General features: G+C 31.0%; 18 protein-coding genes and 1 riboswitch. Of the genes, 1 reads left to right on the plus strand and 17 read right to left on the minus strand.

Annotated elements, in window-relative coordinates:
- The 11 genes from coaD to CURI_RS08365 all read right to left on the minus strand — a co-directional run bounded on the left by coaD (window position 1) and on the right by CURI_RS08365 (window position 14,251).
- Window positions 1-486 (minus strand): pantetheine-phosphate adenylyltransferase, encoded by a 486-nt coding sequence (gene coaD, locus CURI_RS08310; RefSeq protein WP_014967805.1) that lies wholly within the window; start codon window positions 484-486, stop codon window positions 1-3.
- On the minus strand, window positions 486-1,058 hold the full coding sequence (rsmD, locus tag CURI_RS08315) for a 16S rRNA (guanine(966)-N(2))-methyltransferase RsmD (protein ID WP_081580429.1): 573 nt from the start codon (window positions 1,056-1,058) through the stop codon (window positions 486-488). The genes coaD and rsmD overlap by 1 nt, the downstream gene beginning before the upstream one ends.
- A 189-nt stretch (window positions 1,059-1,247) precedes the next feature.
- A complete protein-coding gene (gene fdhF / locus CURI_RS15380; RefSeq protein ID WP_014967807.1) occupies window positions 1,248-3,944 on the minus strand; it encodes a formate dehydrogenase subunit alpha in 2,697 nt (898 codons plus the stop codon).
- 234 nt (window positions 3,945-4,178) lie between these two features.
- Entirely contained in the window at window positions 4,179-4,688 is a 510-nt protein-coding gene (gene mobB / locus CURI_RS08330) for a molybdopterin-guanine dinucleotide biosynthesis protein B (protein WP_014967808.1), read from the minus strand.
- A 1-nt stretch (window position 4,689) separates the two neighbouring features.
- On the minus strand, window positions 4,690-5,922 hold the full coding sequence (locus tag CURI_RS08335; protein WP_014967809.1) for a molybdopterin molybdotransferase MoeA: 1,233 nt from the start codon (window positions 5,920-5,922) through the stop codon (window positions 4,690-4,692).
- A 239-nt stretch (window positions 5,923-6,161) separates the two neighbouring features.
- Window positions 6,162-8,855, minus strand: a complete 2,694-nt coding sequence (fdhF, locus tag CURI_RS08340) for a formate dehydrogenase subunit alpha (protein WP_014967810.1) — start codon at window positions 8,853-8,855, stop codon at window positions 6,162-6,164.
- 385 nt (window positions 8,856-9,240) lie between these two features.
- Window positions 9,241-9,453: an alpha/beta-type small acid-soluble spore protein gene (locus CURI_RS08345; protein WP_014967811.1), complete on the minus strand. Its 213-nt coding sequence runs from the start codon at window positions 9,451-9,453 to the stop codon at window positions 9,241-9,243.
- 165 nt (window positions 9,454-9,618) lie between these two features.
- Window positions 9,619-11,679 (minus strand): ATP-dependent DNA helicase RecG, encoded by a 2,061-nt coding sequence (recG, locus tag CURI_RS08350; RefSeq protein WP_014967812.1) that lies wholly within the window; start codon window positions 11,677-11,679, stop codon window positions 9,619-9,621.
- 69 nt (window positions 11,680-11,748) lie between these two features.
- Entirely contained in the window at window positions 11,749-12,207 is a 459-nt protein-coding gene (locus CURI_RS08355; RefSeq protein WP_014967813.1) for a ferritin-like domain-containing protein, read from the minus strand.
- 73 nt (window positions 12,208-12,280) lie between these two features.
- Window positions 12,281-13,879, minus strand: a complete 1,599-nt coding sequence (locus CURI_RS08360; protein ID WP_014967814.1) for a DAK2 domain-containing protein — start codon at window positions 13,877-13,879, stop codon at window positions 12,281-12,283.
- Between the two features lie 15 nt (window positions 13,880-13,894).
- Window positions 13,895-14,251 (minus strand): Asp23/Gls24 family envelope stress response protein, encoded by a 357-nt coding sequence (locus CURI_RS08365; RefSeq protein ID WP_014967815.1) that lies wholly within the window; start codon window positions 14,249-14,251, stop codon window positions 13,895-13,897.
- A gap of 347 nt (window positions 14,252-14,598) precedes the next feature.
- On the opposite strand from CURI_RS08365, the gene rpmB reads away from it, so the two are divergent.
- Complete coding sequence (rpmB, locus tag CURI_RS08370; protein WP_014967816.1) at window positions 14,599-14,790, plus strand: 50S ribosomal protein L28; 192 nt, start codon at window positions 14,599-14,601, stop codon at window positions 14,788-14,790.
- A 31-nt stretch (window positions 14,791-14,821) separates the two neighbouring features.
- Here the strand turns inward: rpmB and CURI_RS15865 are convergent, their stop codons facing one another.
- The 6 genes from CURI_RS15865 to pknB form a co-directional block, all read right to left on the minus strand.
- Complete coding sequence (locus CURI_RS15865; protein ID WP_187287392.1) at window positions 14,822-14,998, minus strand: hypothetical protein; 177 nt, start codon at window positions 14,996-14,998, stop codon at window positions 14,822-14,824.
- A gap of 184 nt (window positions 14,999-15,182) precedes the next feature.
- Window positions 15,183-15,815, minus strand: coding sequence for a thiamine diphosphokinase (locus tag CURI_RS08375; RefSeq protein WP_014967817.1), 633 nt, complete (start codon window positions 15,813-15,815; stop codon window positions 15,183-15,185).
- 29 nt (window positions 15,816-15,844) lie between these two features.
- Entirely contained in the window at window positions 15,845-16,408 is a 564-nt protein-coding gene (gene thiT, locus CURI_RS08380; RefSeq protein ID WP_014967818.1) for an energy-coupled thiamine transporter ThiT, read from the minus strand.
- A gap of 49 nt (window positions 16,409-16,457) precedes the next feature.
- Window positions 16,458-16,560, minus strand: a riboswitch (TPP riboswitch).
- Window positions 16,561-16,599: 39 nt separating this feature from the next.
- Complete coding sequence (gene rpe / locus CURI_RS08385) at window positions 16,600-17,247, minus strand: ribulose-phosphate 3-epimerase (RefSeq protein ID WP_014967819.1); 648 nt, start codon at window positions 17,245-17,247, stop codon at window positions 16,600-16,602.
- A 3-nt stretch (window positions 17,248-17,250) separates the two neighbouring features.
- The gene (gene rsgA, locus CURI_RS08390; protein ID WP_014967820.1) at window positions 17,251-18,126 is read right to left on the minus strand and encodes a ribosome small subunit-dependent GTPase A; all 876 of its coding nucleotides are present in this window, start codon (window positions 18,124-18,126) and stop codon (window positions 17,251-17,253) included.
- 11 nt (window positions 18,127-18,137) lie between these two features.
- A complete protein-coding gene (gene pknB, locus CURI_RS08395) occupies window positions 18,138-20,162 on the minus strand; it encodes a Stk1 family PASTA domain-containing Ser/Thr kinase (RefSeq protein WP_014967821.1) in 2,025 nt (674 codons plus the stop codon).
- Window positions 20,163-20,168 lie beyond the last annotated feature (6 nt).

Below are 20,168 nucleotides of genomic sequence, written 5' to 3' on the forward strand. Positions count from 1 at the left end.
TTATTTTTGCCCCTCCTTAGTTTTTTCTTTAATAGCATCCTTTACAATTTTAGGAACTAAAGAAGAAATGTCTCCATTGAACATAGCTACTTCTTTTACTATACTTGAACTTAAAAAAGAATACTGTGTGCTTGAAATTAAAAACACAGTCTCTATATCGTTATATAGGCTTTTATTAGTTAAAGCCATTTGCATTTCATATTCATAGTCTGAAACTGCTCTTAGTCCCCTTACTATTACATCAATATTGTTTTCTCTTACATAGTCTATTAGTAGCCCTGAGAAAGTATCTACTTCTACATTTTTATAATCTTTTAAAACTTCTTCAAGAAGTTCTGATCTTTCTTCTACTGAAAACATACTATTTTTAGAAGAATTATTTAATACGGCTACTATCACTTTATCAAATTTTTTAGAACATCTATCTATTATATCTAAGTGTCCATTAGTTACTGGATCAAAGCTACCTGGATATACTGCTATCATTAATTTTGAACCTCCTCATAAGTATAAAAAGAAACTGAAGTATCTCCATACTTTCTATAATCTGCTTTTACAAAACCATGACTTTGATTTGGTAGCTCTAGTTTTGTTTCGTGTTCTACTATGATTTTTCCTTCTTTATTTAGCAAATTTTCTTCACTTATATTTTCTAAGGTAGACATAACATGTTCTTTAGCATAAGGAGGATCAAGAAATATATAGTCAAATCTAATTTTCTTACTTCCTAATATTTTTATAGCTCTATTTACATTATTTTTATAAACCAAGGACTTTTCTAAAAGCCTAGTGTTTGAAAGATTTTCTTTTATAATTTTAATACTATTAATATCACTGTCCACAAAGTAGCAAGTCTCAGCGCCTCTACTTAAAAATTCTATACCGATACCTCCTGAACCTGAAAATAAATCCAGTACAGTACTTTTTTCATCTATATATCCTAATATATTAAATATAGATTCTTTTACTTTGTCCGAGGTCGGTCTAGTGTTTAATCCTTTAGGTGACTTTAAACTATGTCCTCTGGCTATTCCTGTTATAACTCTCATTCGTATCATCTCCTTACTACTAACAGTATTTTAACATATTAAATTATTATGCACAAAGACTATTAAAGTAAAATTAGTTCAATATTTAAAATTTCTATCTATATTTATTATAAATATAATAAAGCACTATCAGTATTCTATTTTAATGAACTGATAGTGCTTAAATATCTTAACTTTATCTTTTTGGAGTTTTAAATACTATATAACTACTTCTTGCATATCTTCAATTTTTTCTACTTTTATAGCACATACCTTGTATTCCGCAGTTTTTGTAACTGGGTCAAAAGCTGAGTTTGTAAGTTCATTTACTGGTGATTCTCTATAGTGGAATGTCATAAATACCATTCCTAGTTTAACTCTTTCAGTTACTGTTACTCTAGTCACTATAGATCCACGTCTAGAAGATACTCTTGCAAAGTCTCCTTCTTCTAATCCTAGTCTCTTCGCGTCTACTGGATTTATCTCTGCAAGTTCATGTGGTCTTATACCATCTAGTTTATCAGACCATCTAGTCATGACATTGTAGTGGTATAGCATTCTACCTGTTGTAAGAAGTATTGGATAGTCTTCACAAGTAAGCTCTGCTGGTGGCTCATATTCAACTGGAAGCATTAATCCTTTTCCTCTAGGGAAAGTTCCCTTATGAAGAATTGGAGTTCCAGGATGGTCTTCTGTTGGACATGGCCATGGTATACCAACTTTGTCTATTCTTTGATAACTTATTCCTCTATAGCTAGGAGTAGTTTTTCTAATTTCTTCATGAATTTCTTCTGAATCTCTGTAGTCAAACCCTTTTGCTCCTAAACCTTTTGCTACTTCACATAGTATTTTCCAGTCTAGTCTTGCTTCTCCTGGTGGATCTACTGCTTTTCTAACTCTTTGAACTCTTCTTTCAGTATTTGTAAATGTTCCATCTTTTTCAGCATAGCATGTTGCTGGTAATACTACATCTGCAAGCTTAGCAGTTTCTGATAAGAATATATCTTGAACTACTAAAAAGTCTAAATTATTTAAAGATTTTCTAACATGATTTGCATCTGGATCTGTAAGAACAGGATCTTCTCCCATAACATACATAGCCTTAACGTTTCCATCATGTGCTTCATCTAGCATTTCTGGTATTCTAAGTCCATTTTTAGAATTTAACTTTGTTCCCCAAGTTTCTTCAAAGAACTTTAAGTTTTTCTCATCCTCAACGTTTTGATATCCTGGGAATGTGTTTGGAAGTGCTCCCATATCACAAGCGCCTTGAACGTTATTTTGTCCACGCATTGGATTAATTCCAGCATTCTCTATTCCTAGATGTCCTGTAATCATAGCAAGATTTGCAAGATTCATAACATTAGCTGTTCCCGTTGTATGTTCTGTGATTCCTAGTGTATAGAATATACCTGCTTTTTTAGTACTAGTATAAAGTTTAGCAGTTTCATATAATAATTCTTCTGATATTCCTGTTATCCTAGTTGCTACATCAGGTGGATAATTTTCTATTACTTCTAATACACTTTCAAATCCTGTACAACGACTTTCTATAAATTCTTTATCATGCCATCCTTCTCTCACTATGATGTGCATTATACCATTTATTAACGCTGCATCCGTACCAGAATTTAATGGAAGCCATAGTGTGGCTCTTTCTGCAAGTTCTGTACGACGAGGATCTATTACTATAAGTTTTGATCCATTTTTAGCAGCTTTTTTCATTTTATTTCCGATTATAGGATGTGCCTCTGTAGCATTTGATCCTATAATAAATAATACTTCATTACCCTCTACCTCACCGATAGAGTTTGTCATAGCTCCACTTCCTAATGTAGTTGCAAGACCTGCAACTGTAGGAGCGTGTCAGGTTCGAGCGCAGTGATCTACGTTATTAGTACCTACTGCTACTCTCATCATTTTTTGGAAAACAAAGTTATCTTCATTTACGCAACGTGCCGAACTTAATCCTGCTATTGAATCTGATCCATATTGTTCTTTTGTATCTTTTAATTTACCAATTACCAGTTTCATAGCTTCTTCCCAGCTTGCTTCTACAAACTCTCCTTTTTTCTTGATTAGAGGAGTAGTAAGTCTTTCTTCACTATTTATAAGATCTATATGGTATCTTCCTTTTACACAAAGAGATCTACCATTTACCGGGGAATCTGGATTTGGAGTTACCCCTACCACTTTTCCATCTTTAACATTTAAGTCAAAGTTACATCCAGTACCACAGAATGGACATGTAGTACGAACTTTTGTTACTTCCCATGGCTTTATTCCTTTTAATTGTTTATTTGAAATCGCACCTGTAGGACACATACTTATACATTGTCCGCAAAGTCTACAGTTTTTGTAATCTATTGGTTCATCAAACCCTGTAGCTATTTTAGAATCAAAACCTCTACCTACGAAGTCTATAGCTGTAGTAACTTGAATTTCACTACATACTCTTACACATTTACCACATAAAATACATTTGCTTTGATCCCTTTCCATAACGGGATTTAAGCTTTCTATAGCATAATTCTTTCTTTCACCTTCGAATGAAGGTTTTCTTACACCATATCTATAAGCATATGATTGAAGTCCACAATTCCCAACTTTATCACAAGTTAAGCAATCCTTTGGATGATTTGATAATAATAAATCTAATATATTCTTTCTAGCTTCAACAACTCTTTTAGATTCTGACTGTACAACCATACCTTCTGATACTTCTACAGAACAAGAAGCAACAAGATTTCTAGCTCCTTCTACTTCTACTACACATATTCTACAGCCACCAAAAGATGAGAGTTCTTTGTCATAGCATAAGTGTGGAATATCTATTCCGTTTTCTTTAGCAGCTTCTAGTATAGTAGTTCCTTTTTTTACTGTAACTTTTTTACCGTCTATAACGAATGTAACCATAATCCCACCTCCAATTTATAATATTCAAACTACATAAATCTTCTAGCATTGCATTTATAACTTATATTTTTAACTATTGAAGCCATTATCGTTATTCCTTTTTGGGAATCACGATGGCATAAAAAAAACAGGAAGCTGCTTCCGTTATTCCTTTTTGGGTTCCTCGATGTTATTCTAACATCAATATTTTAAAAAGTAAATAGTATTTTTAAAATAAGTATGTTAGTTAAATAACTAATTTTCAATGGTTATAGATTGTATAATATAACCATTCACTATAAAGTCTGTTATCTCTTTTACGTTTTCAAAGTTAAAGTAAGGTATATTTTCGTCTATATAACTATCACTTATTATACATATTAGTTCTTCACTTTTACATTTAATTCTTCCTTTTCCTATTGATTCTCTATAGACCTCAATCTTTGGTTTATTCTCACTCTTATATCCTTCAGTAATTATTATATCTACATCATTAATATAACTTATTAAGTCATCTAAACTCTTTTCTTTTTCTACATTCGATATAAGTGCAAATTTGTTGGGTGAAGATAACATAACTGTATCGGCTCCAGCTTCCATGTGCATATAAGTGTCCTTACCCTTATGATCTATATCAAAGTCACCACAATGGTGCTTTATCACAGCTACTTTATACCCTCTATTTTTTAATTCGCTTATTATTTTAGTTAATATAGTGGTTTTCCCTGAATTAGAATATCCGACCATAGAAATAACAGGTATCATTTTATTTTGCTCCTTCTTCATCTAATAATATAACATCTACTTTTTGTCCCTTTTCTAGAGGAGAACTATTTGAAGGAATATCTACTAGTCCATTGCAATCTATCATAGATCTTAACACTCCTGGATTTTGTTTTCCGGACAAGTAAATCTCCACTCTTTCTTCCTTTTTTACAACTTTTACTCTCATGAATCTTCTTTGACTACTTGTCTTCTTGAAATCATCCATCATTACTCCTACAACTTTATTTCTTTCCCAATTTCTACTACCACATATTTTCTTTATAAGAGGTCTTACCATAACTTCAAATGTTATAAGAGCTGCTCCAGGATTTCCTGAAAGTCCTATTAAAATCTTTTCTTTGTACTCTGAGGCTAATGCTGGTGTTCCTGGCTTCATTTTTACTCTCGAGAATATAGTTTCTGCTCCTATTTTGTCATATGCATTTTGAATTAAGTCATAATCCCCTACAGATGCTCCTCCTGTAGATATTATAAAGTCACATTCATTTACCTTTTCTCTAAATATCTCTGATATTTTTTCTAGATCATCTTCTACGATTCCTAAGCTTATAGGAATTCCTCCATGCTGAATGATAGATGCTGATATACTATATATATTACTATTGTATATTTTACCCTCATCTAAGCTCTGTGTTATATCTCTAAGCTCTGTTCCTGTAGATAGAACCCCTATCTTAGGTTTTTTATAAACATTAACTTCTCTCATTCCTAGTGCAGCAAACATTCCTACACATCCTGGATTTATCGTAGTTCCTTTAAGTATTAATTTTTCTCCTTTTTTAACGTCTTCTCCTATATCTACAAAATTCTCATATGCCTTTGAACTTACATATATGTTTACAAATTCTATACCTTCATCAGTATCTTCTTTTCTTATTATAGTATCATATCCATGAGGTATCATAGCTCCAGTCATTATCTTTATAGTAGTGTTCTCTTTAGCTTCTCCTTTAAAAACACGACCTGCCGGAGCAGTTCCTATTACCTTAAGTTTTATAGGATTCTCTTTCGAAGCATTCTTTACATCATTGGACTTAACTGCATATCCATCTAGTGGTGATCTGTTAAATTCCGGAACATTTATAGTTGCATATATATCTTCCGCTAATACTCTATTTAATGACTCCATTATATTAATACTTTCAACTTCTGTAGTCTTTACTTTTGATAACAATATTTCTTTAGCTAATTCAAGTTCTATACCTTTAATCACTTTGCTCACCTTCTTTTAATTTATCTTGTTAAGTTGATTCTAAAGTAATATAGGTTTTTTTCAACTCTAAAATATACTACTGTGTTTTTTAATATAATTTAATTTACTTTTTTGAATTTTATTCTATCTGTGGTTAAAATTAATATTTTTATTTAACAATAGATAAAAGCTTTTAATCTGTTAATTTCTAACATATCAAAAGCTTTTATCTATTGTATATTGTTTTTTTGTTCTCTCTCTTAAACTATAACTTCTTCTTTATCATCTAATTTTTCTATTTTTACTGCAGTAATTTTATACTCTGGTGTCTTTGTAACAGGATCAAAAGCTGAGTTTGTAAGTTCATTTACAGGAGATTCTTTATAATGGAATGTCATAAACATCATTCCAGGCTTGACTCTCTCTGTTATAGTTACTCTTGTCAATATAGAACCACGTCTAGATGTTACTCTTATAAATTCTTCTTCTTTCACTCCAAGTTTTTCTGCATCAATAGGATTTATCTCAGCTAACTCATGAGGTCTTATTTTCATTAAAGTTTCTAGATGTCTAGTGGTAATACAGTAATGATACAGCATTCTTCCTGTCGCAAGAAGTGTAGGATATTCCTCACACACAAGTTCTGCTGGTGGTTCGTACTCTACTGGCAACATTAGTCCTAGTCCTCTTGAGAATTTTCCTTTGTGTAAAAACTTCGTTCCTGGATGCTCAACAGTTGGACATGGCCATTGAATTCCACCTTCATCAAGTCTTTCATATGTTATACCTGCATAACTAGGTATAGTTCTTCTTATTTCATTAAATATATCTTCTGCTGAAGAGTAATTAATATCATGTCCTAAACGATTTGCTATATCACATAATATTTCCCAATCTAATCTAGCTCTACCTGGTGGATTTACCGCTTTTCTAACCCTCTGTACCCTTCTCTCTGTATTTGTAAACGTACCATCTTTTTCACCATAACAAGTTGCAGGCAAGATTACGTCTGCATATGTAGCTATCTCTGATAAGAATATATCTTGCACAACTAAAAAATCTAGTTTCTTTAGAGCTGCCTTTATATGATTAGCATCCGGATCAGTCAACACAGGATCTTCTCCCATAACATACATAAATTTAAGAGTTCCGTCTGATGCTCCATCTATCATTTCTGGAATCCTAAGTCCTTTTTCAGATCTTAATTTAGCTCCCCAAGCTTTTTCAAAGAATTCTAAGTTTTTTAAATCACTAACATCTTTATATCCTGGAAAATTATTTGGTAAAGCACCCATATCACAAGATCCTTGAACGTTATTTTGTCCCCTTAATGGATTTATACCTGCATTTTCAATACCTAGATGTCCAGTTACCATAGCAAGGTTTGCAAGATTCATAACGTTTGCAGTTCCTGTAGTATGCTCGGTAATTCCTAACGTATAGAATATACCCGCCTTTTTAGTACCTGTATATAATCTAGCAGCTTCATATAAGTCGCCTTTTGGAATACCAGTAATTCTTTCTACGACATCTGGTGTATATCCTTTAACGGTATCCCACATATTTTCAAACCCTTCACATCTAGTTTTTATATATTCATCATCGTGCCATCCTTCATTTACTATAATATTTATCATACCATTTACAAGAGCTGCGTCAGTTCCTGATTGTAAGGGTAAGTATAGAGTGGCCATTTCTGCAAGTTCTGTACGACGAGGATCTACTACTATTAACTTAGACCCTTTTCTAGCAGCCTGCTTCATTTTATTTCCTATGATTGGATGGGCTTCTGTAGCATTACAACCTATAATAAATAACACCTCATTATCTACTACTTCACCAATAGAGTTTGTCATAGCTCCATCTCCAAGTGTAGTCGCAAGTCCAGCAACAGTCGGTGCATGACAAGTTCTCGCGCAATGATCTACATTATTTGTTCCCATAGCTACTCTCATAACTTTTTGAAATACATAGTTATCTTCATTTACACAACGTGCTGAGCTTAATCCTGCTAATGCATCTGCACCATGCTTTTCTCTTATATCATTTATTTTTCTTACTATAAGACTTAGAGCCTCATCCCAACTTGATTCAATAAATGTTCCATCCTTTTTTATTAATGGTTTAGTTAGTCTATCTGGGCTATTCATAATATCTATATGATATCTCCCTTTAACACACATCGCAGATTCATTAACAGGTGCATTATCTGTAGGAGTAACGCCTACTACTTTTCCACCTTTAATATTTAAATCAAAATTACATCCAGTACCACAAAATGGACATGTTGTACGTACTTTTGTTACTTCCCATGGTCTTACATTCTTTAATTGTTTATTTACAAGTGCTCCAGTTGGACAGACACTTATACATTGTCCACACATTCTACAATTCTTGTAATCAATAGAGTCGTCGAATGCAGTTGTAACCTTGGAATTAAATCCTCTTCCTGTAAATTCAATAGTACCTGTAACCTGAACTTCTTTACACACTCTCACACATTTTCCACATAAAATACATTTATTTTGATCTCTTTCCATAACAGGATTTAAGTCATCTATTTGATGATTCTTCTTTTCCCCTATAAATGAAGATTCTTTGATTCCATATCTAATACAATACTCCTGAAGTTTACATTCTCCAACTTTACTACATGTTAAACAGTCTTGTGGATGATTAGATAGTATCAAGTCTAGTAGGTTTTTCCTAGTCTCTATAACTTTTTTAGATTCTGTTTGTATAATCATACCCTCTGTTACTTCTGTGGAGCAAGCAGCCATAAGATTTCTAGCTCCTTCTACTTCTACTACACATATTCTACAGCCCCCAAAAGATGTAAGTTCTTTATCATAGCAAAAATTTGGTATATCTATTCCAATTCCGTTAGCCGCTTCTATTATACTAGTTTTCTCTTCCACTTGAACTTTTTTTCCGTCTATTATGATATTTATCATTCTTTTTGCACCTCCGAAAAATTTTCATAGTATTTGGAGTATTATGAATATCGTTATTTTTATAGAATATATCGTTATTTATCACAATAGTACTTTTGCGTATTTTATGTGTATTTTGCAACAGTTTCCGTTATTCATAAACTAACTATTCGATAATTATTCTATCACCGTTATATGAGAATGTAAATATCATTTTCACTCAGTCATGTTAATTAAATAACTACTTTTTATATGTTTTCATATAGTTGTATAAATTGAATCTATAACAAATTTTCTACTTATTACTTTTTTAAATAGTAATGTTCTAAAATTTCTCATAAAAAAAGATCCCTTTATTTAAAGAGATCCTTCTTTTTTTGTTTTTACACAAAATTATATTTTAAAACTATTTTCCAGATAATGATCTTTGAGCTTGCTCTACTAGTCTTTTTGTCATGTATCCACCAACGTAACCATTTTGTCTAGCAGATAGGTTTCCCTTGTCTATTGACTCATAGTTACTTAATCCTAACTCACTTGCAATCTCAGTTTTCATTTGATTTAAAGCTTGACGAGCTTCAGGAACAACTATTTTATTACTACTGTTTGTACTTGGCATGTTTTACACCTCCTTTTGCTTTGTAGTATTAATATCTGCAAAAGAAAGCGTTTTTAAACTAGTAATTTTTTCTATTATATCCAGTTCATATAGTCATTATATTTTCTTATAGTGATCCTAGTTTAATTGCGCAATTTTTTAACCATCTTATAATCATTTCTATACTTAGTTAAATATAATTAGATTTTCTTTATCAAACATTTCTTTTATCTTTTGTTTAATTCCTTCATGTTCTTTTCGTTCTAAATTGGGATCAATTTTTAAAATTTCAAAACAAGTTTCTTGAGCTACTTTTAAAATTTTTATATCTGATGGTAATTTAGCTATCTTTAATTCTGGTAATCCATGTTGCCTTGTTCCAAAAAATTCTCCAGGACCTCTTATTTCCAAATCTTTTTCTGATATTATGAATCCATCATTAGTCTTTTCCATTATGTCCATTCTCTGTCTTGCAACTTTACTATTGCTCTCATTTATAAGTATACAGTATGATTGATATTCTCCTCTTCCAATTCTACCTCTTAATTGATGTAGCTGAGCTAATCCAAATCTTTCAGCATTTTCAATCATCATTATACTAGCGTTTGGAACATTAACACCTACTTCTATTACTGTCGTAGATATAAGTATATCCACATCTCCATTTTTAAATCTCATCATTATTTCATCTTTATCACTCGACTTCATTTTTCCGTGAAGTAGTTCTATATTAAAGTCTTTAAATTCGTTTTCCTTTAATTCATCGTATAATTCAGTTGCAGATTTTATATTTAAAGTTTCAGATTCTTCTACTAGAGGACATACTATATAAGCCTGTCTTCCTTCTTTAATCTGTGTTTTTATAAAATCATATATCTTATATTTGCTACTGTTATTTCTAACGTATGTTTTTATCTGTTTTCTCCCTGGTGGTAATTCATCTATTATAGAGATATCTAGATCACCATATAGTATAAGTGCAAGTGTTCTAGGTATTGGAGTAGCAGTCATAACCAAGATATCTGGGCTTTCTCCTTTGGAAGATAGTTTTGCTCTTTGCCTTACTCCAAATCTGTGTTGCTCATCAGTTACAGCTAACCCTAAGCTTTTAAATTCTACATAGTCCTCTATAAGTGCATGTGTTCCTATTAATATGTGAGTTTCTCCATTTTTAACTCTTTCAATTATTTCTTTCTTTTTCTTTTTACTAATGCTACTTATAAGAAGCTCACATTTTACACCATAGCCTTTAAATAAGCTACTTATGCTTTCGTAGTGCTGTGTTGCTAGTATTTCTGTCGGAGCCATCATTACAGACTGATATCCACCCTTAAAGGCCTTATACATAGCAAGGACAGCAATGATAGTCTTTCCTGATCCAACATCTCCTTGCACTAGCCTATTCATTTGTTTAGTAGACTCCATATCATTACATATCTCTTTAAATACTTTTGCCTGAGCATTAGTGAGTTCAAACGGAAGATCTTGTATAAAATTTTCTAGTTCTGGTGTTTGTGGATATTCTATATAGTCTTTTTTTATATTATATTTATTCTTTATTAGCAAAAGTCCTAGTTGAAGAGTAAATAACTCTTCAAATGCAAGCCTTTTTCTTGACTTTATATAGTGGCTTCTATTTTTAGGGAAATGTATGTTTCTTAATGAGTCTTGTAGATTAGGTAGGTTGAATTTTTCTATTATATATTCTGGTAGTTTATCATCAACATATTCTAAGTATTCATACAATGCAGTATCCATAATCTTTATTAAATCATTATTTTTAAGCTTTTCTGTTAAGCTATATATAGGAAGAATTTGTCCTATTTTATCACTTTCTTCTCCTTCCTTTACGTATACGCCATTATGAATTTCTATAATTTTTCCGGATTTTTTAACCTTTCCATTTACTTTTATAGTTTCACCCTTTTTTAAGCTTTTAACTATATAGTCCTGATTAAACCATATTAGTTGTGCCACTCCAGTGTCATCTTTTACTAGTACTCTAGTTATCGATATGTTTCTTTTCGGCCTATATACATATGGATCGTTTTCTATTATAACTTTAACACTAGTCTTTTCACCATCTTGCAAACTCATGATTTTTTTTAATTCTCTTCTATCCTCATATGCCTTTGGTAAAAAATATATTAAATCTTCTATAGTTTCTATATTCAATCTGTTTAAAAGTTTATATCTTTTCGGGCCTACTCCTTTTAAATATTGAACTGATGTTTTAAGTTTTTCCATAAATTCACCTACTTTGTGTAGCTTTTTTAAATAATAAAAAAAGGTTCCAAATAACGGAACCTTTTTTTATTACCAAACTTCTGCATATGAAGCATTAGTATAAATTTCTTCAAGTCTAGCTTTATGCATTTGTTCCATTTTAGCAAGTCCGTCAAATATCTCTTTCTTTTCTTTATCTAAACAAACTTCTGCTAAACTTTTATACATATTCATAGCTTCTTCCTCTTTTTTCATTGCTAATCCAATAGCATCTGCAAAGCTCATTTCTATACTAAGTTGTGGTGCAGTATCTACTGATTCAGATACTTTATAGTCGTTAAATTCATCTATTTCTATTTCATTAACACCACTAGCTAAAAAATCTTCTAAAAACTTCTGATGCTTTAACTCTTCATCTGCTAACTCTTCAAAAGTTTTTCTAAGATTTTCATCAGCTATTTTTCCTGCAGCATCTTTGTAGAATTGATATGAGTCAACCTCATTGTTAACTGCAAATTCTATTATTTCTTTAAGTTCATTATTTTTCATTTTAATCCTCCTGGCATTTTGAATTATAGATATTATTATATAAAATTAAAATTGTTTGTAAAGTTAAATACAGTTATTCTATTGCTATTAAGTAATAATAAATAGGTTGACCTCCATATAATAGCTCTATGTCTATATCTGGATAATTGTCCTCCAAGGTCTCTACTATTTTTTTACCATCTTCTTCAGACACATCTTCTCCATAAAAAAGAGTTATAAGTTCGTTTTCCTCAGTTAAAGAATTTTTTATTAATTCTAAGGTAACTTCTTCTATATCTTTACCTACAGAAGTTATATCACCCTCACAGATTCCTATTATATCATCTTTTCTTATTTCTTTTTCATTTATAGTAGTATCTCTTACTGAGAACGTAACTTGAGCCGTTTTTATTTCACTAAAAGACTTTGTCATGTTTTCCACGTTGTCTTGCAGATCTATATCTTCATTAAATGCTAGTAATGCTGCTATTCCCTGTGGTATAGTCTTTGTAGGTAATACTTCTATATTTTTACTACTAAGCTCTTTAGCTTGCTTAGCTGCAAGTATAATATTACTATTATTAGGCAGTATTATTATGTTTTCAGCATTAATATTTTGTGCTGCTTTTAATATATCTTCTGTACTCGGATTCATAGTTTGTCCACCTGATATTATATGGTCTACATTCAAATCCTCGAATACTGCTTTAATCCCGTCTCCCATTGCAACAGTTATAAAGCCATATTTTTTTGTTATTTTTTGTCCACTTTCTATATTATTACTATGCTGATATCTCATATTATCTATTTTTATATCTATAAGTTCCCCTATATCAGTAGCCTTCTGTAAAACTAATCCTGGATTATTTGTGTGAATATGAACTTTTATAAATCCATCTCCACCTATAACTAGCATAGAATCTCCATAGTCGCCTATTCTTTTAGCAAAAACTTCACTATCTTCTTTGTTTTTATTTACTATAAATTCTGTGCAGTATCCAAATTCTATTTCAGTATTTATTTCATTTAAGCTTACGTCTTTTATAGGTTCTTGAATTTCATAAGTTATATCCTCTTTTCCAGTCAATACTGATAAAGCACCATTTAATAAAACTATTAACCCTTTACCTCCAGCATCGACTACACCTGCTTCTTTTAATACAGGTAGCATTTCTGGTGTTTTATCCAAGGCAGCTTCTCCATGTTTTATTACTTGTATTAAAAACTCTACTATATCATCTTGTGTTTTAGCTACTTCTACAGCCTTCTCTGCGCACTCTCTGGCCACTGTTAGAATAGTACCTTCTATAGGTTTCATAACTGCACCATAAGCAGTATCTGCACCTTCTTTAAAAGCTAATGCTAATACTTTGGTATTTACTTTCTTAGATTCTTTTAAACCTTTTGCAAGTCCTCTTAGAAGTTGTGAAAGAATAACTCCAGAGTTTCCTCTTGCGCCCATTAAAGATCCATTAGATACTAAAGTACCCACTGCCTCTATATCTTCAACGTCTGAACTTTTAAGACGTTTTGTGGCAGATTGCATAGTTAAAGACATGTTAGTTCCAGTATCCCCATCAGGTACTGGAAAAACATTTAAGGCATTAACCATTTCCTTGTTTTTTTCTAGTGAATTAGTGGCCCCTATAAACATCTTCTTTAACAAAGAACCATCCACATATTCAATTTTCAATTTAGTACCTCCTTGCTAATTTTGAACTCGTACTCCTTGCACGTTTACGTTTACTTTATCTACTTTTAACCCTGTTATGTTTTCAATTGTATATTTAACTTTCTCTATTATATTGCTAGCAACTACAGAGATGCTTATTCCAAATTGAACTACAACATATAAGTCTATCATAATTTTATCATCTTCACTATATACTTTTACACCTTTAGTTAAGTGTTCTCTTTTCAACAACTCTGCTATACCGTCAGTAGCATTTTTAGTAGCCATTCCAACCAACCCGTAACACTCCATAGTAGCTAAACCAGCGATAGAAGCTAAAACACTATCATCGATATTTATAGTTCCATATTTGTTAATTGTTTTTCCAGCCATTAGTACTTATCCTCCTTTAAGTTTCACTTATCCAATTGCTATCTATTTTTTTATTATAAGCTATAGGACAAAATTATTGAAGCTATTTATGTATCTAGTACAAAAATTAATAAGTTTATTATAACTTGTTAATTTATTTAGTAAACACTATAATGAAGTAAGATTTATTTAAAGCTATAGTATTTATTCTACATTATAATTTTATTACCTTCAACTTAAAAACATACTTATATTTAATATAATTAAAATGTTGATGTTGCAAATTAGTTTTATATTTGATACAATAAAGTGTAATTTATTTAAGTTCAATGCATTGAATTTAAAGTTTTGTCGAGGAGGTGTTGAAGGTGGCAAAATATTGTCAAGTATGTGGTAAAGGTAAAGTTTCTGGACATCTAGTAACTTTCTCTAACCGTAAAAGTAACAGAACTTGGGCTCCAAACGTACGTAGAATTAAAGCTATCGTTAACGGTGCTCCTAAAAGAATAGATGTATGTACAAGATGCATAAGATCTGGTAAAGTAGAAAGAGCTTTATAATTACGTGGCTTCCTAACGATTGGAAGCCTTTTTAATATAATCTAAAGAAAGTCCATCCTACCCCAATTAAAGTCAAGCCTAATATAAATAGCCATATCTTTACTGGTATTATTTTTAAGACTAAAATAGCTCCTATTATGCCTAGTATAATACCTAGTATTTTTATTAAACTATTATATTTTCTACACTTGTAAATAAATCGTTTCATTTGTATCACCTCTTTGAAAATATAGTATATTGATACTATATTCCTTAATGCTCAATTTAGTTCCAAAGAGAAAAAAAGAAACCTTAAGTACATAAATACTCTTTACTATTAGCATTTATGTCTAACTTTAAGATTTCTTTTATAAAATAACTTAAATAATATAATATTAATAATATAATATTTCTTAGTCTCTCGACTTTATTACTAAACATGTTCCATCTTTTATGTTTATATTCCCATATTCTAATACTATTTCATTGCTTATTCCAATCGTTGTTCCTAACTTAAATTCTAATTTATTTGTTTCATATTTAAATCCCTTTAAAGTTACCTCTTTAGCATCTTTATATATAGGTATTATTGATACAAATGCCCCATCTTCTTTTTCTAATTTCAAGTCACCATTCGTTATATATATTTCATTATGCTCATCTACTATCCTAGCTTTTATATTTTGATTTAATAATCTAAATAATAACATTATGTTTCCTATTGTATGATCTAGTCTAGTTCCAGTTACTCCCAAAAAAATTATCTCACTCACATTCTTTTCTACAGCGTAATCAATAGCTATCTCTGTATCTGTCTTATCTTTTTCAGAAGGAAATTTATGAAATTGAACTTTTAGCTTATTATAGTATTCTAAAGTTTCTTTATCTATGGAATCTAAATCTCCTACTATCACATTAGGCACTAAACCAGCCTTATAAAGATGCTTTGCTCCACCGTCTGCACATATTAATATATCTGAATTTTCTTTTATCTTTTTTAAAACTTCTATACATAAGTTTCCACTAGATATTATTATCCCTCTCAAAAATTATTCCAACTTTCTTTGATTTTCTGTTAGTTAGGAAGATGTCTTTTTAATGGTCCCCATATAAGTATTATTATTAATATAGATATTAATAGCTCCACACCTAAGTAGCTTCCATTGTAACCCATTGAGTATGTCCAAGAATCTAATGATTCTGCATTTTCCGAGAAAAATACTACTCCAGCTAACACATGCGATATAAATCTACCTAATATCCCCAAGAAAATACCTGTTATTATAAATATATATTCTTTAAAACTATCTTTTTTTGCGTTTAATTTTAAAGCTAGTTCTTTTCCTAAGCCAGCTAATCCTAAAAGTCCAAATGCTAGAGGGTAGTCTAAAATATATTGTACTGGGTGAACTACATATGGTTCAACAATTGACTGCAATACACCATAAGCTAGTCCAACTAAAATTCCCCTTAGTGTTCCCCATCTTAACGCTATAAGTATAATTGGTATCATACTTCCTGCAGTTATAGATCCTCCTTGTGGCATTTTAAAGACTTTTATCATACTTAAAACTGTCGCTAAAGCTATCATTATACCAGCTTCTGTTAGAAACCTTACACTATTTTTACTTTTTTCCATAAATAAAACCTCCCAAATTTATTAAGGAGGCTAATATAGCTGAGTAAATAACACAAACTCATCGCTTCCCTACGCTAGTGTTAACTAGATCAGGTTCAAAGGGTCAAAACTTTCAGTTTCCTCTCAGCTAAATAGCTCCCCTAGGACGTAATTTAAAATATTATATTTATATTATATTAATTTACATTATATCATATATTCTTAAATTTTCTAGTAGTACCTACTATATCTTCTGTATCAAATATAGCAGATCCTGCCACTATTATATTTGCACCACATTCTACTACTTCTTTTATATTATCAAGCTTTATTCCACCATCTACTTGTATATCTATTTCTAATCCTTTGTCTTCTATCATTTTTTTAAGCTTTTTAATTTTTTCTTTAGTTTGTGGTATAAAAGATTGACCTCCAAACCCTGGATTAACTGTCATTATAAGAACCATATCTAGATCATCTATAACGTATTCTAAACTTTCTAAAGGAGTTGAAGGATTCAGTGCAACAGCTGCTTTTACACCATAACTCTTTATTTGTTGTATAACACGATGTAAATGTATTGTTGATTCTTCATGAACTGTTATTATATCTGCACCAGCATCTACAAAATCTTTTATATAGTTCTCAGGATTTTTTATCATTAGATGAACATCAAATGGTATTTTAGTAACTTTTCTTAGTTTTTTTATAACAGGTGCTCCAAATGTAATATTAGGAACAAAGTGCCCGTCCATAATATCCAGGTGAACTAGATCCGCTCCACCCTGTTCTATTAATCCTATTTGTTCTCTTAAATCGCTAAAATCTGCCGATAAAATTGAAGGTGCTATTTTTATCATTAATTAAAACCTCTTTCTTTCTGATATTTCTTTTAAAAACATAATGTAATTATCATATCTTGACTTACTTATTTCTCCACTTTCTACACTTTCTTTTACTTTACAAGATGGTTCCTTATCATGCCTACATCCTGCAAATTTACACATCTCACTAGCTTCATGTATATCATGGAAATGTTCCTCTAAAGTCTCTTCTGTTAAGAAGTCTAAATCTAATGAACTGAATCCTGGAGTATCCAATACAAATCCTCCTTTATCGAGTTCTATAAGTTCTGTGTGTCTAGTAGTATGCTTTCCTCTACTAGTTTTTGTACTGATCTCTCCAGTTTTTAATTTTAAATTTGGCTGTATACTGTTTAATAATGTAGATTTACCCACACCTGAAGGACCTGCAAATACCGTTATCTTATCTTTTAATATTTCTCTTATTTCATCTATTCCTATATTGTCCTTATTACTTGTTGTAATTATTTTATATCCAGACTTACTATATATATCATATATCTCTTTTACTTCTTCTTCTGTAGCTAAATCTATTTTATTTAAACATATTACAACATCTAAGTTTTGACACGATGCTAGAAGTAAGAATCTATCTAGCAACCATAAATTAGGATCTGGCTTCTTTATTGCAAATACTATAATAGCTTGATTTACGTTTGAAACCGGTGGCCTTATAAGTTCTGTAGTTCTTTCAAATATTTTTTCTACATATCCAGTTTTATTTTGATCGTTAACTCTTATCAAAACTCGATCTCCTACTTGTGGCTTTATCTTTTCTTTTCGAAATAAACCCCTAGCTCTACATTCATAAGTTATATTTTCTACTTTTACATAGTAGAATCCACCAATACCCTTAATTATAGTTCCTTCTAGCATCTAATATCCTCCTAAAATTTTATTTCTCTACTTCCATACAATTCTCCATCTATATATATATTTATTTTGGCTGTTCCTTTACCCGTTATCGGAACCTTTATATTTGGATTAGAAGTCTTGTAATTTTGATTATGGATTATACCAGATGCACCATCTTGCTCCATTTCTATCATTACATTTACTTCTTCATTAGCTGTAGGTAACTTTATAGATTCCATAATTGTTTTTTCTTTATTATTTGAGTTATTATTTGAATTATTATTCGTATTGTTATTTGATTCATTGTTTTTATTTTTATCTTTTTCTTCTTCTTTAGGACCTTTACTTATAACTATGTTTACTTTAGAATTTTCTTCTACTTCTCTTCCTGCTTTAGGATTCTGGGATACTACTTTACCCTTTTCAATATCACTATTCTCATAATCTACTGATCCTACTCCAAGACCATATGCTGATAACTCTATTATAGCCTCTTCTTCCTTTAAATCTCTAAGACTAGGTACCGTTGTAGTAGTCGTTTTCTTACCCTTACTTACCACTATAATTACTTCTGTTCCTTGTTCTACTTCTTTTCCTGCTCTTGGTGTTTGGTCTATAACAATACCTTCAGGTTTATCACTATATTCATAGTCCACTCTTAATACCTCTAATCCAGCTTCTTCTATCATATCTTCTGCTTTACCTATAGATTTTTCTCTTACGTCTGGAACTTTTGTTAAGTCCACAGATCTCCCCTTACTTATAATAACCCTTACCGGATAGCCTTTTTTAACTTTTTTACCTTTTTCATCTATTTGTTCTATTATAGTACCTTCCTTTTTGTCACTTTCTTTTTCACTTTCAACTTTAAGTTTTAGTCCACGCTTTTGAACTTCAATTTCGGCCTCAGATTTTGTTTTGCCTACTAAATCTGGAGTAGGTATATCGTTATTTGATAGCATACCGCTTAATCCTAAAGCTACTCCAGCTCCTAATGCTACAACTAAAAAAGCTAAAAGTACTGCACTTATGGTTACCCACTTGTTAGACTTCTTTTTCGGTTTTTTCTTCTTATTATTGTTACTATTTATAGTTTTCTTATTATCCATATTATTTTTACCCTCATTATCATTATCACTGTTCATTATCATAGTTTCATCTAATTTAGGTATTATTTGAGTAGGGGAATCATTTAAATTTAATGCTTTTTCTGTATTTACGTTTCTGACACCATCTCTTATATTTTTAAGATCCTGTAATAGCTCTATTGCACTACTGTATCTTAAACTTTGATTCTTCTCAATACATTTCATTATTACTCTTTCTAAATCTGGTGAAACAGAGCTATCAATTTGAGTAGGAGGTACTACTTCTTCTTGTATATGCTTTATTGCAACAGCTACTGGACTATCCCCTTGAAATGGTAAAACTCCTGTACACATTTCATACATCATAATTCCTAGAGAATATATATCTGATTTTTCGTCTGTATAGCCTCCTCTAGCTTGTTCTGGTGAAAAATAATGTACAGATCCCATTACACTATTCGTACTAGTAATAGTTGAACTAGTAGCAGCTCTAGCTATACCAAAGTCTGTCACTTTTACTCTTCCATCTTCTGTAACCATAATGTTATGTGGTTTTATATCCCTGTGTATTACTTTATTAGCATGAGCATGACTTATCGCATCTGCTACTTTCATCCCTATATCTATTGTTTCTTTAGTATCAAGTTTTCCTTTATCTACTATAATTTCTTTAAGCGTTTTTCCATTTATATACTCCATTACTATATAGTATATATCATCTTCGACCCCTACGTCATATACATTTACTATATTAGGATGTGATAAACTAGCTGCAGCCTGCGCTTCTCTTCTAAATTTTTCTATAAATTCTTCATCGTTTATATATTCTTCTTTTAATATCTTTACTGCTACAAATCTGTTAAGTAGGCTACACTTAGCTTTATAAACTGAGGCCATACCGCCTGAGCCAACTTTTTCAACTATTTCATACCTATTACCTAAGACTCTACCTATCATTTTATCACTCATTTTGTC

The organism is Gottschalkia acidurici 9a, assembly GCF_000299355.1.
Lineage (GTDB): Bacteria > Bacillota > Clostridia > Tissierellales > Gottschalkiaceae > Gottschalkia > Gottschalkia acidurici.

Excerpts from the sequence above, each read along its gene's own strand:
- coaD (WP_014967805.1), bottom strand. The coding sequence starts at position 486 with ATGATAGCAGTATATCCAGGTAGCTTTGATCCAGTAACTAATGGACAC.
- rsmD (WP_081580429.1), bottom strand. The coding sequence starts at position 1,058 with ATGATACGAATGAGAGTTATAACAGGAATAGCCAGAGGACATAGTTTA.
- mobB (WP_014967808.1), bottom strand. The coding sequence starts at position 4,688 with ATGATACCTGTTATTTCTATGGTCGGATATTCTAATTCAGGGAAAACC.
- fdhF (WP_014967810.1), bottom strand. The coding sequence starts at position 8,855 with ATGATAAATATCATAATAGACGGAAAAAAAGTTCAAGTGGAAGAGAAA.
- CURI_RS08345 (WP_014967811.1), bottom strand. The coding sequence starts at position 9,453 with ATGCCAAGTACAAACAGTAGTAATAAAATAGTTGTTCCTGAAGCTCGT.
- recG (WP_014967812.1), bottom strand. The coding sequence starts at position 11,679 with ATGGAAAAACTTAAAACATCAGTTCAATATTTAAAAGGAGTAGGCCCG.
- CURI_RS08355 (WP_014967813.1), bottom strand. The coding sequence starts at position 12,207 with ATGAAAAATAATGAACTTAAAGAAATAATAGAATTTGCAGTTAACAAT.
- CURI_RS08365 (WP_014967815.1), bottom strand. The coding sequence starts at position 14,251 with ATGGCTGGAAAAACAATTAACAAATATGGAACTATAAATATCGATGAT.
- CURI_RS15865 (WP_187287392.1), bottom strand. The coding sequence starts at position 14,998 with ATGAAACGATTTATTTACAAGTGTAGAAAATATAATAGTTTAATAAAA.
- thiT (WP_014967818.1), bottom strand. The coding sequence starts at position 16,408 with ATGGAAAAAAGTAAAAATAGTGTAAGGTTTCTAACAGAAGCTGGTATA.
- rpe (WP_014967819.1), bottom strand. The coding sequence starts at position 17,247 with ATGATAAAAATAGCACCTTCAATTTTATCGGCAGATTTTAGCGATTTA.
- rsgA (WP_014967820.1), bottom strand. The coding sequence starts at position 18,126 with ATGCTAGAAGGAACTATAATTAAGGGTATTGGTGGATTCTACTATGTA.
- pknB (WP_014967821.1), bottom strand. The coding sequence starts at position 20,162 with ATGAGTGATAAAATGATAGGTAGAGTCTTAGGTAATAGGTATGAAATA.